The following is a 13,853-nucleotide window of genomic DNA, read 5'->3' on the forward strand; positions in this document are numbered from 1 at the left end:
CCTTGAATTAACCTTTAAAAACTTTTTCTAAAGAAACCCCTCTTTGTTTTGCAACCGTATAAGCGCTTCTCATTTGTAATAAAGCATCAAAAGTTGCTTTTACTACGTTGTGCGGATTTGAAGATCCTTGAGATTTAGATAATACATCATGAATCCCAACTGATTCAAGGACTGAACGAACAGCTCCACCAGCAATAACTCCTGTACCATGAGAAGCAGGAATCAAGAAAACACGTGCACCACCAAATTTACCTTTTTGTTCGTGAGGAACTGATTGACCGTTCAAAGGAATTTTTACTAGATTTTTCTTAGCATCTTCTACTGCTTTCGCAATTGCTTCAGAAACGTCTTTAGATTTCCCTAATCCGTGACCAACTACTCCGTTTTCATCACCTACAACTACAATAGCAGAAAAACCAAAAGCTCTACCTCCTTTTGTAACCTTAGTAACACGATTCACACTTACCAAACGATCTTTTAATTCAAGGCCACTTGGTTTTACTAGCTCTACATTCTTGTATTTACTATTAGACATACTATATTAGAATTTAAGTCCAGCCGCTCTCGCGCCTTCCGCTAATGATTGAATACGACCGTGATATAAATAACCTCCTCTATCAAAGGTTACTTTATCTAGTCCGGCTTTTAACGCTTTTTCTGCAACCAATTTTCCAACTGCTGCAGCAACTTCTACGTTAGTACCTTTACCTATTTCTTTTTCTCTTGAAGAGGCAGACAATATCGTAACTCCATTCACATCATCAATAAGTTGTGCGTAGATTTCTTTATTGCTTCTAAATACAGATAGTCTTGGATTTGTAGATGTACCACTAATCGTTTTTCTAATTCTGAATCTAATTCTCTGTCTTCTATCAGATTTTGTTAATGACATAATCTTATATTTTTTTAAGCTGATTTACCTGCTTTTCTTCTTAATACTTCACCTACAAATTTAACACCTTTTCCTTTATATGGCTCTGGTTTGCGGAAACCTCTGATTTTCGCAGCTACCTGACCTAAAAGTTGTTTATCAAATGACGTTAATTTCACTATTGGGTTTTTACCTTTTTCAGAAATTGTTTCAACAACTACTTCTTGAGCAACTTCTAAAACAATATTGTGAGAATATCCTAAAGCCAAATCCAATTTTTGACCTTGGTTTGAAGCTCTATACCCTACTCCTACTAATTCTAAAGATTTTGTAAAACCTTCATTTACACCAATAATCATGTTATTGATTAAAGATCTGTACAAACCATGCTTTGCTCTCTGGTCTTTATGATCAGACGATCTGTCTACTTGAACCTGACCGTCTTCAACTGTCACAGTTACGTCCGAAAACTCCTGTGTTAGTTGACCATTTTTTCCTTTTACTGTAATAATACCATTTGCAACTTCAACAGTTACTCCGGCAGGGATTACAACGGGATTTTTACCTATTCTTGACATCTTATAGTCTTTTTATTAGTTAGTATACGTAACAAATTACTTCGCCACCAACATTTAATTGTTTTGCTTGTTTTCCAGTCATCAATCCTTTTGATGTTGAAACAATTGCAATACCTAATCCATTGAGGATTCTTGGTAGGTTAGCTGAACCTGCATACTTACGTAAACCCGGTTTACTAATTCTTTGGATATCTTTAATAACGGACTCTTTAGTATCTTTATCATACTTCAAAGCAATTTTGATTGAACCCTGTACAGCGTTGTCTTCAAATTTGTAACTTAAGATATAACCTTGATCAAATAAGATCTTTGTGATTTCTTTTTTTAGATTAGAGGCAGGAATTTCGACAACTTTGTGGTTTGCGGCCACAGCGTTTCTAACTCTCGTCAAATAATCTGCAATAGGATCTGTATACATGTTTATTGATTTGCGGTTTTGGTTTTCAATTAACTATTAATTGAACCTGAAACCAATTTATAAATATTTATCAATATGAACGTTGCAATGCAACGTTTCTACCAAGATGCTTTTTTAACCCCAGGTATCAATCCATTGTTTGCCATTTCACGAAATGTAACACGTGAAAGACCAAATTGACGCATATACCCTCTAGGTCTACCTGTCAATTTACAACGATTGTGCAAACGAACTGGAGAAGCATTTTTCGGTAATTTTTGCAAACCTACGAAATCTCCAGCTTCTAACAAAGCTTTTCTTTTCTCAGCATACTTTGCTACCGTTTTTTCTCTCTTTACCTCACGGGCTTTCATTGATTCTTTAGCCATATCTTAATTCTTTTTAAAAGGTAATCCCAGTTCAGTTAACAATGATTTTGCTTCCTTATCTGTTTTAGCAGAAGTTACAAAAGTGATATCCATACCCGAAATTTTATTTACTTTATCGATATCTATTTCAGGGAAAATGATTTGCTCCAAAACTCCCAAGTTATAGTTCCCTCTTCCGTCAAAACCAGTAGCTTTAATTCCACTGAAATCACGAACACGTGGCAAGGCAGAAGTAACCAATCTGTCTAAAAATTCGTACATTCTTTCCCCGCGTAAAGTAACTTTTGCTCCAATTGGCATTCCTTTTCTCAATTTAAAAGACGCAACGTCTTTTTTAGAGATAGTAGATACTGCTTTTTGTCCGGTAATTTTAGTCAATTCATCAACTGCATAGTCGATCAATTTTTTGTCAGATACTGCCGCACCAACTCCTTTACTCAAAACGATTTTGTCCAATTTTGGAACCTGCATTACGTTAGTGTAACCGAATTCTTCTTTAAGAGCAGAGATTACTCTGTTCTTATATTCATCTTTTAGTCTAGGTATATAAGCCATTACTATAGTACTTGATTAGATTTTTTCGAAAATCTTACTTTTTTATCTCCTTCTACTCTAACTCCTGTTCTTGTAGTTTCCTTTGTTTTAGGATCTATAAGTGAAATGTTAGAAATTTGTATTGGAGCCTCTTTCTTAACGATTCCTCCTTGAGGGCTTTTAGCACTCGGTTTGGTATGTTTTGAAACCATGTTTACGGCTTCTACAATCGCTTTGTTTTTCTCACGATCTACTCTTAGAACTTTTCCTTCTGCACCTTTATGGTCACCAGCTATTACTCTAACAATATCTCCTGTTTTTATTTTTAGCTTTATCATCTTAAAAATTAATTAAAGCACCTCAGGTGCTAATGATACAATTTTCATGAATTGTTTTTCACGAAGTTCTCTTGCTACTGGACCAAAAACACGAGTGCCTCTCATTTCACCTGCAGCATTCAATAACACACATGCGTTGTCATCAAATCTGATATAGGATCCGTCAGCTCTTCTCACTTCTTTTTTGGTACGTACAACCACTGCAGTTGAAACCGCTCCTTTTTTAACGCTTCCGTTAGGGGCAGTATCTTTGATAGAAACTACAATCTTGTCTCCAACAGAGGCATACCTTCTTTTGGTACCTCCTAAAACACGGATAGTTAAAACTTCTTTAGCTCCTGTGTTATCTGCTACTTTTAGTCTTGATTCTTGTTGTACCATAATTATTTAGCTCTTTCAATGATTTCAACTAACCTCCAACATTTTGTTTTACTTAAAGGACGCGTTTCGCTAATCCTTACCGTATCTCCAACATTACAGTCGTTCTTTTCGTCGTGTGCGTGATACTTTTTAGTTTTCAACACGAACTTACCGTATAATGGGTGTTTTACTTTACGCACTTCAGCAACAACAATGGACTTATCCATTTTGTCCGAAGTAACAACACCAACTCTTTCTTTTCTTAAATTTCTTTTTTCTTCCATCTTTCAGCAGAATACAGTTATTGTAACTCTCTTTTAGTAAGCTCTGTGGCTAATCTTGCAACTGTTCTTCTTACACTTCTAATTTGAAGTGGATTCTCAATTGGAGAAATAGCGTGAGCCATTTTTAGGTTAGCATACGTTTTCTTAGTCTGGCTAAGTTTTTCTTGCAACTCGGCTGCAGAAAGATCTTTTATTTCTGATTGTTTCATAATATATAATTAATTATGCTTCGAAATCTCTAGCAACGATGAACTTTGTTTTTACTGGAAGTTTTTGGGCTGCAAGACGTAACGCCTCTTTTGCAACCGACAAAGGTACACCTCCAACTTCAAACATAATTCTTCCGGGTCTAACAACGGCAGCCCAATATTCGACTGCACCTTTACCTTTACCCATACGTACCTCAAGAGGCTTCTTAGTAATAGGTTTGTCTGGAAATATTTTAATCCATAATTGTCCCTCTCTTTTCATGAAACGTGTCGCAGCAATACGCGCAGCTTCAATTTGACGAGAAGTTAGGAACATTCCATCTTCATGTACAGATTTAATTCCAAACATTCCATTAGAAAGTTCATGCCCTCTTTGAGCATTTCCTTTCATTTTACCTTTTTGTACCTTACGGTATTTTGTTCTTTTAGGCTGTAACATTTTTCTTTAGTTTAAAAATTTACTTTCTTTTACGAGCGTCTGGTTTTCCACCTTTATTAAAAGGTTTTCTGTCTCCTCTTGGAGCATCTCCACCTTTACCACCACCAGTACCGGATTGTTTTTTATCCATACCTACAAGTGGGGAAAGATCTCTCTTTCCATAAACCTCGCCTTTCATGATCCACACTTTGATTCCCATTCTACCGTAAGTAGTATGAGCTTCAGCAAGTGCATAGTCGATGTCAGCTCTGAAAGTTGATAGAGGAATTCTACCTTCTTTGAAACCTTCTGAACGTGCCATTTCTGCACCATTCAAACGACCAGAAATCAAAACTTTGATACCCTCAGCGTTCATACGCATAGAGGCAGCAATAGCCATTTTGATTGCACGTCTGTAAGAAATTCTGCTTTCGATTTGACGACAGATGCTTGTAGCAACTAAATAAGCATCCAGTTCAGGTCTTTTGATTTCAAAGATGTTAATTTGAACCTCTTTGTCAGTAACTTTCTTAAGTTCTTCTTTTAACTTGTCTACCTCTTGTCCGCCTTTTCCGATAATGATACCAGGTCTAGCTGTAGTGATAGTAACGGTTACAAGTTTCAAAGTTCTCTCGATGATTACTTTTGATACACTAGCTTTTGATAAACGGGCGTGGATGTACTTTCTGATTTTATAATCTTCGGCAATTTTATCACCATAATCATTTCCACCGTACCAGTTTGAATCCCATCCTCTGATGATACCAAGTCTATTTCCAATTGGATTTGTCTTTTGTCCCATGCTGCTTATGAATTGCTTTGTGTGTTATCTACTTGTCCTAATACGATTGTAACGTGATTAGAACGTTTTCTTATTCTGTGTGCGCGACCTTGTGGAGCTGGACGAAGTCTTTTTAACATCATTCCACCATCTACCCTGATCTCCTTAACAAATAATCCGGCTTCTTCCATACTAGCTTCAGGGTTTTTTGCTTGCCAGTTGGCAATTACAGATAAAACCAATTTTTCTAATTTTCTTGAAGCTTCTTTAGAACTGAATCTTAAGATGTTAAGTGCTCTTTCTACCTTCTGACCTCTTACTAGATCTGCTACTAAACGCATTTTTCTAGGTGAAGTAGGGCAGTTATTTAACTTAGCAAAAGCTATAGACTTATTAGCCTCTTTTCTTGCATCTGCTGTTTCTCTTTTACGAACTCCCATAGCTTCTTATTTTTTACCTTTATTTTTTGCTCCAGCATGACCTCTAAAAGATCGAGTTGGTGAAAATTCTCCTAATTTGTGACCTACCATGTTTTCTGTTACGTAAACCGGTACAAACTGACGACCGTTATGAACTGCGATTGTTTGTCCAACAAAGTCTGGAGTAATCATAGAAGCTCTAGACCAAGTCTTAACCACTCCTTTATTTCCTTTTTCAATGTTTTCTTGAACTTTCTTGTCTAACTTATAATGAACGAAAGGTCCTTTTTTTAATGAACGTGCCATATCTTATTATTTCTTTCTACGTTCTACGATATACTTGTTACTCGGGTTTTTCTTAGAACGCGTTCTATAACCTTTAGCTGGTATTCCATTTCTTGAACGTGGATGTCCACCAGAAGAACGTCCTTCACCACCACCCATTGGGTGATCGACAGGGTTCATTGCAACAGGTCTTGTTCTAGGTCTTCTTCCTAACCATCTCGTTCTACCTGCTTTACCGGAAACGATTAATTGATGATCAGAATTAGATACTGCCCCAATTGTAGCCGAACATGTCAACAAGATTAATCTTGTTTCTCCAGAAGGCATTTTAATTGTAGCATATTTTCCGTCTCTTGCCATTAATTGAGCAAATGTTCCAGCAGAACGAGCAATAACCGCTCCTTGTCCTGGACGCAACTCAATACATGAAATAACAGTTCCTAATGGAATTTTACTTAATGGCAATGTATTACCAATTTCCGGTTGAGCATCGGGACCAGAAACTAATTTCTGACCAACTTTCAATCCGTTTTGAGCAATAATGTATGTTTTCTCCCCATCAGCATAAGCTAACAAAGCGATAAACGCAGTACGATTTGGATCATATTCGATTGATTTCACCGAAGCAGGAATTCCTTCTTTAGTTCTTTTGAAATCAATAATACGATATCTCTGCTTGTGACCACCACCCGTATAACGCATGGTCATCTTTCCTTGACTATTTCTACCTCCAGAGTTTTTTATCGGCGCTATCAAAGAGCGTTCCGGCTTATCAGTTGTAATAGCGTCAAAACTATTCACAACTCTAAATCGCTGACCTGGGGTAATAGGTTTTAATTTTCTTACTGACATTTTTCTATTCTAGATATTGTTGTAAAAATCTATTGTTTCTCCTTCTTGTACTTGCACAAATGCTTTTTTAGCAGCATTCGTCTTTCCACTGATAAGTCCACTTTTAGTGAATTTGGTAGCTCTATCTGGTCTTACATTCATCGTATTGACACTCAAAATAGTCACCCCATAAGCAGCCTCTACAGCTTTCTTAATTTGTACTTTATTTGCTTTTTTGTCAACGAAGAATCCAAAGCGATTTAAAACTTCACTTTCTTTGGTTACTTTTTCTGTTACTATAGGCTTAATTATAATACTCATATCCTATTATTTGCTTAAATTTTCTTCAATTCCTTCCAAAGAGCTTTCTAAAAGAACTAAATTATTAGCATTTAGAATAGCGTAAGTACTTAACTCTGTGTTACTTACCACGCTAGACCCTTTTAAATTGCGTGAGGACAAATATACATTTTTATTTGAATCACCCAACACAAATAAAGATTTTTTATCATCCAACCCTAAAGCCTTCAAAACACTGACAAAATTCTTAGTGTTTGGTGTTTCAAAATTGAAGTCTTCCACAACAATAATGTTGGATTCTTTAGCTTTAATTGAGAATGCTGATTTTCTTGCTAAACGTTTCAAGTTTTTATTCAATTTGAATGAATAACTTCTTGGACGTGGTCCGAAAACCGTTCCACCACCTTTAAACAATGGATTCTTTGCACTACCCGCACGAGCAGTACCCGTTCCTTTTTGTTTTTTAATCTTACGTGTACTTCCCGCTACTTCAGCTCTTTCTTTAGCTTTGTGCGTTCCTTGTCTTTGATTAGCAAGATATTGCTTAACATCAAGATATACTGCGTGATTGTTTGGTTCTATACCGAATACTGAATCAGAAAGTTGCACTTTTCTTCCAGTATCTTTTCCGTTGAAATCTAATACTTTTGCTTCCATTACTTCTGAATGATTACATAAGAGTTGTTATGACCAGGAACACATCCTTTAATAACAAGTAGGTTCTTATCAGCCACTACTTTTAAAACTCTAAGGTTTTGAACTTTTACATTGTCTCCTCCCATTCTTCCAGCCATACGCATTCCTTTGAATACTCTAGATGGATAAGAAGAAGCTCCTACAGAACCTGGCGCTCTTAAACGGTTGTGTTGACCGTGAGTTGCTTGCCCAACACCACCAAAACCGTGACGTTTAACAACCCCTTGAAAACCTTTACCTTTAGATACACCTTGCACATCTACAAATTCTCCTTCTTCAAAAATAGATACGTTAATAACGTCTCCTAATTTTTGTTCTGTTGCAAAATCTTGGAATTCAACGACTTTTTTCTTAGCTACAGTTCCTGCTTTCGCAAAGTGACCAACGGCCGCTTTTGTGGAATGTTTCTCGTTTTTGTCATCGAAACCTAGTTGCAACGCTTCATACCCGTCAACACCTTTGGTTCTGACTTGGGTAACTACACATGGGCCAGCTTCAATAACAGTACAAGGAATGTTTTTCCCGTTCTCGTCAAAGATACTTGTCATGCCAATTTTTCTTCCGATTAACCCAGACATAAATATTAATTATTAATTATTAAATATAAATATAGAACGCAGCTTTTAAGCAAATCCTATTTTTTTTAAAGTGGTGCAAAAGTATACTTTATTTACACACAAACCAAAAAAAGTTTCTTACTTAAAAACAGCGTTCCGTTTTACTCTTAGACTACCTAAACTTTGATTTCAACTTCAACTCCACTTGGCAATTCAAGTTTCATTAGAGCATCAATAGTTTTAGATGAAGATGAATAAATGTCAATTAATCTCTTGTATGACATTACTTCAAATTGCTCTCTCGCTTTTTTGTTAACGTGCGGAGAACGTAGTACAGTGAAAAGTTTTTTGTGAGTTGGCAAAGGAATTGGCCCTGTTACTACTGCACCTGTACTTTTTACAGTTTTTACGATCTTTTCAGCAGACTTGTCTACCAACATGTGGTCGTAAGATTTTAATTTTATTCTGATTTTTTGACTCATTTTCTTTAAAGATTAAGCGTTTCCTTTTGCTTTTTTGATAACTGCTTCTGAAATATTTGAAGGCGTTTCAGCGTAGTGTGAGAATTCCATTGTTGAAGTTGCTCTACCCGATGAAAGTGTTCTTAACGTAGTAACATAACCGAACATTTCCGATAACGGCACATCAGCTTTGATGGTTTTTGCACCTGCTCTGTCACCCATGTCATTTACCTGACCTCTACGACGGTTGATATCACCTACGATATCTCCCATGTTTTCTTCTGGTGTAATAACCTCCATTTTCATGATTGGTTCAAGTATAACAGCTCCTGCAGCTTTAGCCACTTCTCTATACCCCATTCTAGCTGCCAACTCAAAAGAAAGCGCATCAGAATCTACAGGGTGAAAAGATCCATCCAACAAAGTTACTTTCAAACTATCTACTTGGTACCCAGCTAAAGGCCCAGTTTTCATAGCTTCTCTGAAACCTTTTTCTACTGAAGGGATATATTCTTTAGGAACGTTACCACCTTTTACCGCATTTACAAATTGCAATCCAACCGGAGTCTTTCCGTCAACTTCATCTGCAGGCTCTAATTTAAATACGATATCACCGAATTTACCACGACCACCCGATTGTTTTTTGTACGTCTCTCTGTGCTGAGCCGATCTTGTAAAAGCTTCTTTGTATTCAACTTGAGGTTCCCCTTGGTTCACTTCAACTTTGAATTCACGTTTCATTCTATCAACAAGGATATCCAAGTGAAGCTCACCCATACCCGAGATAATAGTTTGACCTGAAGCCTCATCTGTTCTAACAGTAAATGTAGGATCTTCTTCTGCTAATTTAGCCAAAGCCATACCCATTTTATCCACGTCAGCCTTAGTTTTAGGCTCAATTGCAATACCAATTACTGGTGCAGGGAATTTCATAGACTCAAGAATAATTGGGTGTTTTTCATCACACAATGTATCCCCTGTTTTGATGTCTTTAAATCCTACCGCCGCTCCAATATCACCTGCTTCGATGTACTCGATTGGGTTTTGCTTGTTAGCGTGCATTTGATAAATACGAGAAATTCTTTCTTTGTTTCCTGAACGTGTGTTCAAAACATAAGAACCCGCATCTAAACGTCCTGAATAAGCACGGAAAAAAGCCAAACGACCTACGAATGGGTCAGTAGCAATTTTAAAAGCTAAAGCAGCGAATGGCTCTTTAACATCTGGCTTACGCAAAATTTTAGTTTGATCCTCTTCTAATAAATCAGCATCATCAGGATGAATTCCTTCGATACCATCTTTATCCATTGGAGACGGTAAATATTTACACACTGCATCTAACATGAACTGAACTCCTTTATTTTTAAAAGAAGAACCAGCAATCATCGGAATGATAGCCATATCCATAACAGCCGCTCTTAAAGCAATGTTGATTTCTTCCTCCGTAATAGAGTTTTCATCTTCCATGAATTTCTCAAGCAGTTTCTCATCATAATCAGCAACCGCTTCAATAAGAATCGACCTGTATTCTTTTACTTCAGCAAGCATATCCTCAGGAATAGGCACAATATCATATGTAGCACCAAGACCCTCTTCATGCCATACAATGGCTTGATTTCTCACCAAATCTACCACACCTTTGAAATCATTTTCTTCACCAATTGGCAATGTGATTGCAACAGCGTTTGATTTTAACATATCTCTTACTTGTTGACATACCATCAAAAAGTTAGAACCTTGACGATCCATTTTATTAACAAATCCAATACGAGGCACTCTATATTGATCTGCAAGCCTCCAGTTCGTTTCTGATTGAGGCTCAACACCATCAACAGCACTAAACAAGAAAACCAACCCATCCAATACACGCAACGAACGATTTACCTCAACAGTAAAATCAACGTGTCCCGGGGTATCAATAATATTAAAGTGATATGGTAAAGTTTCAGGTAACACTTTTCCTTGCTCAGTAGGAAAATTCCACTCACAAGTTGTAGCAGCAGAAGTAATTGTTATACCTCTTTCTTGCTCTTGTGCCATCCAGTCCATTGTTGCAGCACCATCGTGCACTTCACCAATTTTGTGTGATTTTCCTGTATAGAATAATATACGCTCCGTTGTTGTTGTTTTACCAGCATCAATGTGGGCCGCAATTCCTATGTTTCTTGTATATTTTAAATCTCTAGCCATTTCTTAGGAATTAAAATCTAAAGTGAGAGAAAGCCTTATTCGCTTCTGCCATTTTGTGAGTATCCATTCTTTTCTTAACAGCCGCACCTTCTTCTTTAGCCGCAGCCAAAACTTCTGAAGCTAACTTTTGAGCCATTGATTTTTCATTTCTTCTTCTTGCATAAAGAATCATCCATTTCATCGCCATAGAAATTTTTCTATCTGGACGAATTTGCATTGGAATTTGAAATGTCGCTCCACCAACTCTACGACTACGCACTTCTACGTGAGGCATAACGTTTGTTAACGCATCTTTCCAAATTTCTACTGAAGATTTTTCTGCATCTTGCTTTTTAGCTTCTACGATATCCATTGCATCATAAAACACTGTGAAAGCTGTTGATTTTTTACCATCCCACATTAAGTTGTTCACAAAACGGGTCACCAGTTGGTCATTAAACCTTGGATCTGGTAAAAGTGGTCTTTTCTTTGCCGCTCTTTTTCTCATTTTTTTGTTTTTTTTCTGTTAATGCTCAGACGCAACATGTCACGCCTCAAACCTTAACTTTTTAGATTTACTTTTTCTTAGCCGCTGGTGCAGCCGCTCCTGGTTTAGGACGTTTAGCCCCGTATTTAGATCGTCTTTGCGTTCTTCCGGCAACCCCTGACGTATCAAGAGCACCACGAACGATGTGATATCTAACACCTGGTAAATCTTTTACTCTTCCACCCCTAACTAATACTATCGAGTGCTCTTGTAGATTGTGTCCTTCACCAGGGATATAGGCATTTACTTCATTACCATTTGTCAAACGTACACGCGCTACTTTACGCATTGCAGAGTTTGGTTTTTTTGGTGTAGTAGTGTAAACACGCGTACAAACCCCTCTTCTTTGAGGACAAGAATCTAAAGCAACCGATTTACTCTTCTTAGCTATCTGAGTTCTTCCTGTTCTTACTAATTGTTGAATTGTTGGCATAATTAATACTAAAAATTACTTATATATTATATTTCCCGCTTTTTACGGGGTTGCAAATGTAGTGATTATTTTCAATGAAACAAATCTTAATTAATTAATTTCCACATGAATTAAATATTTGTCTTATAATAAAATATGAAATAGTCATTCCAAAAAACCAAACAGGACATCCAAGACAATTGCAATCCTAATTCTCTGCTAAATATTTTTTATATTATTTGCAGCTTTTTTACGTTACTTTTATCAAAACTTATATTTCATTTGAAAAAGGCATTTTTTATATTTTCAATCCTATGTTTTAGCTTGAATTCATCGGCACAAAAACTACATTTAACTATTTCAGGGAAATCCAAATCGGAAAACACCTTAATTGATTCCGTCGGATACAATAAGAATCATGTAAATGCCAAATCAATTGTTGACGAAATGAATTTGATGTCCAATACATTAACTCAAATTGGCTATATTGAGAACGAATTTCTTGATTACAAAAAGATTAACGACAGCAGTTTTACATCCCAATTTGATTTGGGAGTAAAAACCGAATACATATACATAAGCCGAAATGCAACTCTAAATTCTCTTTTCAACACAAATAAGGATACATTAATTATCCCTTACAAAAGAATTGAGTTATTTTTAAAACAAACATTAAGCACCCTAGAAAAGAAAGGATTTGCCCTTGCAAAACTAAAACTTACAAACTTCAAAAAAAATGATAACCATCTTTATGCCGATTTACAAGTTATTCTTGGACAACAAAGACAGCTTGACGGTATTGTAATTAGAGGATATGATAAATTTCCTGAAGGACACATTTTGAATATCCGACGTATTTATAAAAACCAGACCTTTAATCAGGATAATTTAAAGAAAGTCCATGCAGATTTTGAAAAATTCCGATTCGTAAAACAGGTAAAATATCCAGAAATTCTTTTTGAAAAGGATTCCACCATAATATATGTTTATCTCGAAAAAACGAAATCAAACAATTTTGAGGGATTTATTGGATTTTCGAATGACAAAGGAAATAAGATTGCTTTAAATGGCTTTTTAGACTTGAATTTAAACAACACCCTTAATAGCGGAGAAGCGTTTTCTTTGTTATGGAAAGGCGAAAGCAATCAACAAAGAACACTCAACGTAGCCTTAGCAATCCCCTATATTTTTAAGAGTCCTTTTGGAATTAAGACGCAATTGAATATTTTTAAACAAGACAGTACTTTTCAAAACGCAAAGAAAGCAATTGACGTGGGTTATTTTTTTAATTACAACACACGGATTTATTTAGGCTATCAATCTACCGAATCCAGCGATATTCAAAACCAAAACAACAATAGCATTAGCGATTACAGCAATCAATTTATAACGAGCAATTTTGAATTTGCAGATTACAAAGAAGATGATTTGTTATTTCCTGAGAAAACAAAAATCAATATTGCGGTTGGAACAGGATCGAGAAATTCAAAATTCAACACGACCCATCAATTCTTTACCAACATAGATTTAAAACACAATCTTTATTTGAACGAAAAAAACAGCATTAACATTAAAAGCCAAAACTTTTATTTACAGAGCAATGAATACATTACAAACGAACTATATCGATTTGGCGGAATAAATTCAATTCGAGGTTATAGCGAAAACAGTCTTCAATGTAATTTACTCACTTCCATACTAACAGAATACCGTTACATTTTTACACCCACATTATACATTCACTCCATAACTGACTATGGATACTACCAAGACAAGAGCACTAATAATAATGGCAATTTGCTAGGATTAGGTATTGGATTTGGAGTATTAACAAAAAATGGTCTTTTAAATATAATATACGCAAATGGCAGCACAAAAGAAGGAGGAATCAAAAATTCAAACTCAATCGTGCACATCCGCTTTAAGACAAATTTTTGATTTTTGTAACAAAAAGATAACAATAAGTTTATATTTCATTAGGAATTACAACAAATAATTAAGACTTTTGAGTAACTAA

23 protein-coding genes are annotated in these 13,853 nt (G+C 36.0%); 1 reads left to right on the plus strand and 22 read right to left on the minus strand.

Annotation, left to right across the window (positions count from 1 at the left end; translation table 11 throughout):
- Nucleotides 1-7 precede the first annotated feature (7 nt).
- From rpsE to rpsL, 22 genes are all read right to left on the minus strand, one after another.
- On the minus strand, nt 8-535 hold the full coding sequence (gene rpsE / locus DB895_RS09100) for a 30S ribosomal protein S5 (protein WP_035668102.1): 528 nt from the start codon (nt 533-535) through the stop codon (nt 8-10).
- A gap of 6 nt (nt 536-541) precedes the next feature.
- Complete coding sequence (rplR, locus tag DB895_RS09105; protein WP_116725055.1) at nt 542-892, minus strand: 50S ribosomal protein L18; 351 nt, start codon at nt 890-892, stop codon at nt 542-544.
- Nucleotides 893-906: 14 nt separating this feature from the next.
- Nucleotides 907-1,449: a 50S ribosomal protein L6 gene (gene rplF / locus DB895_RS09110; RefSeq protein ID WP_116725056.1), complete on the minus strand. Its 543-nt coding sequence runs from the start codon at nt 1,447-1,449 to the stop codon at nt 907-909.
- 19 nt (nt 1,450-1,468) lie between these two features.
- Nucleotides 1,469-1,867, minus strand: a complete 399-nt coding sequence (gene rpsH / locus DB895_RS09115) for a 30S ribosomal protein S8 (RefSeq protein WP_116725057.1) — start codon at nt 1,865-1,867, stop codon at nt 1,469-1,471.
- 98 nt (nt 1,868-1,965) lie between these two features.
- Nucleotides 1,966-2,235, minus strand: a complete 270-nt coding sequence (gene rpsN, locus DB895_RS09120; RefSeq protein ID WP_007136553.1) for a 30S ribosomal protein S14 — start codon at nt 2,233-2,235, stop codon at nt 1,966-1,968.
- Between the two features lie 3 nt (nt 2,236-2,238).
- Nucleotides 2,239-2,790: a 50S ribosomal protein L5 gene (gene rplE, locus DB895_RS09125; RefSeq protein ID WP_116725058.1), complete on the minus strand. Its 552-nt coding sequence runs from the start codon at nt 2,788-2,790 to the stop codon at nt 2,239-2,241.
- A gap of 2 nt (nt 2,791-2,792) precedes the next feature.
- Nucleotides 2,793-3,107 carry a 50S ribosomal protein L24 gene (gene rplX / locus DB895_RS09130; protein WP_116725059.1) on the minus strand — a complete coding sequence of 105 codons (315 nt, stop codon included), beginning with the start codon at nt 3,105-3,107 and terminating at the stop codon, nt 2,793-2,795.
- A 12-nt stretch (nt 3,108-3,119) separates the two neighbouring features.
- A complete protein-coding gene (gene rplN / locus DB895_RS09135; RefSeq protein ID WP_026717863.1) occupies nt 3,120-3,488 on the minus strand; it encodes a 50S ribosomal protein L14 in 369 nt (122 codons plus the stop codon).
- A gap of 2 nt (nt 3,489-3,490) precedes the next feature.
- Nucleotides 3,491-3,751 (minus strand): 30S ribosomal protein S17, encoded by a 261-nt coding sequence (gene rpsQ / locus DB895_RS09140; RefSeq protein WP_116725060.1) that lies wholly within the window; start codon nt 3,749-3,751, stop codon nt 3,491-3,493.
- Nucleotides 3,752-3,768: 17 nt separating this feature from the next.
- A complete protein-coding gene (rpmC, locus tag DB895_RS09145; RefSeq protein WP_116725061.1) occupies nt 3,769-3,960 on the minus strand; it encodes a 50S ribosomal protein L29 in 192 nt (63 codons plus the stop codon).
- Between the two features lie 13 nt (nt 3,961-3,973).
- Nucleotides 3,974-4,399 (minus strand): 50S ribosomal protein L16, encoded by a 426-nt coding sequence (rplP, locus tag DB895_RS09150; protein ID WP_116725062.1) that lies wholly within the window; start codon nt 4,397-4,399, stop codon nt 3,974-3,976.
- Nucleotides 4,400-4,418: 19 nt separating this feature from the next.
- On the minus strand, nt 4,419-5,180 hold the full coding sequence (rpsC, locus tag DB895_RS09155) for a 30S ribosomal protein S3 (protein ID WP_116725063.1): 762 nt from the start codon (nt 5,178-5,180) through the stop codon (nt 4,419-4,421).
- A 5-nt stretch (nt 5,181-5,185) separates the two neighbouring features.
- A complete protein-coding gene (gene rplV, locus DB895_RS09160) occupies nt 5,186-5,599 on the minus strand; it encodes a 50S ribosomal protein L22 (RefSeq protein WP_116725064.1) in 414 nt (137 codons plus the stop codon).
- 6 nt (nt 5,600-5,605) lie between these two features.
- Nucleotides 5,606-5,884 (minus strand): 30S ribosomal protein S19, encoded by a 279-nt coding sequence (gene rpsS, locus DB895_RS09165; RefSeq protein ID WP_014085019.1) that lies wholly within the window; start codon nt 5,882-5,884, stop codon nt 5,606-5,608.
- 6 nt (nt 5,885-5,890) lie between these two features.
- Nucleotides 5,891-6,715 carry a 50S ribosomal protein L2 gene (gene rplB, locus DB895_RS09170; protein ID WP_116725065.1) on the minus strand — a complete coding sequence of 275 codons (825 nt, stop codon included), beginning with the start codon at nt 6,713-6,715 and terminating at the stop codon, nt 5,891-5,893.
- A 9-nt stretch (nt 6,716-6,724) separates the two neighbouring features.
- Nucleotides 6,725-7,015, minus strand: coding sequence for a 50S ribosomal protein L23 (gene rplW / locus DB895_RS09175; RefSeq protein ID WP_116725066.1), 291 nt, complete (start codon nt 7,013-7,015; stop codon nt 6,725-6,727).
- Nucleotides 7,016-7,021: 6 nt separating this feature from the next.
- Entirely contained in the window at nt 7,022-7,651 is a 630-nt protein-coding gene (gene rplD / locus DB895_RS09180; protein WP_116725067.1) for a 50S ribosomal protein L4, read from the minus strand.
- Nucleotides 7,651-8,268 (minus strand): 50S ribosomal protein L3, encoded by a 618-nt coding sequence (gene rplC / locus DB895_RS09185; RefSeq protein ID WP_116725068.1) that lies wholly within the window; start codon nt 8,266-8,268, stop codon nt 7,651-7,653. The genes rplD and rplC overlap by 1 nt, the downstream gene beginning before the upstream one ends.
- 155 nt (nt 8,269-8,423) lie before the next feature.
- Nucleotides 8,424-8,729, minus strand: a complete 306-nt coding sequence (gene rpsJ, locus DB895_RS09190; RefSeq protein WP_011963470.1) for a 30S ribosomal protein S10 — start codon at nt 8,727-8,729, stop codon at nt 8,424-8,426.
- A gap of 12 nt (nt 8,730-8,741) precedes the next feature.
- A complete protein-coding gene (gene fusA / locus DB895_RS09195; protein ID WP_116725069.1) occupies nt 8,742-10,898 on the minus strand; it encodes an elongation factor G in 2,157 nt (718 codons plus the stop codon).
- A 10-nt stretch (nt 10,899-10,908) separates the two neighbouring features.
- Nucleotides 10,909-11,385: a 30S ribosomal protein S7 gene (gene rpsG / locus DB895_RS09200; protein WP_116725070.1), complete on the minus strand. Its 477-nt coding sequence runs from the start codon at nt 11,383-11,385 to the stop codon at nt 10,909-10,911.
- 67 nt (nt 11,386-11,452) lie between these two features.
- A complete protein-coding gene (rpsL, locus tag DB895_RS09205; RefSeq protein WP_116725071.1) occupies nt 11,453-11,857 on the minus strand; it encodes a 30S ribosomal protein S12 in 405 nt (134 codons plus the stop codon).
- Between the two features lie 261 nt (nt 11,858-12,118).
- Here rpsL and DB895_RS09210 point away from each other — a divergent pair, with 261 nt between their 5' ends.
- The gene (locus DB895_RS09210; RefSeq protein ID WP_243694652.1) at nt 12,119-13,774 is read left to right on the plus strand and encodes an outer membrane protein assembly factor; all 1,656 of its coding nucleotides are present in this window, start codon (nt 12,119-12,121) and stop codon (nt 13,772-13,774) included.
- Nucleotides 13,775-13,853: the final 79 nt, after the last annotated feature.

The organism is Flavobacterium psychrotolerans (assembly GCF_003097635.1).
In the GTDB taxonomy this organism is placed as follows: Bacteria; Bacteroidota; Bacteroidia; order Flavobacteriales; family Flavobacteriaceae; genus Flavobacterium; species Flavobacterium psychrotolerans.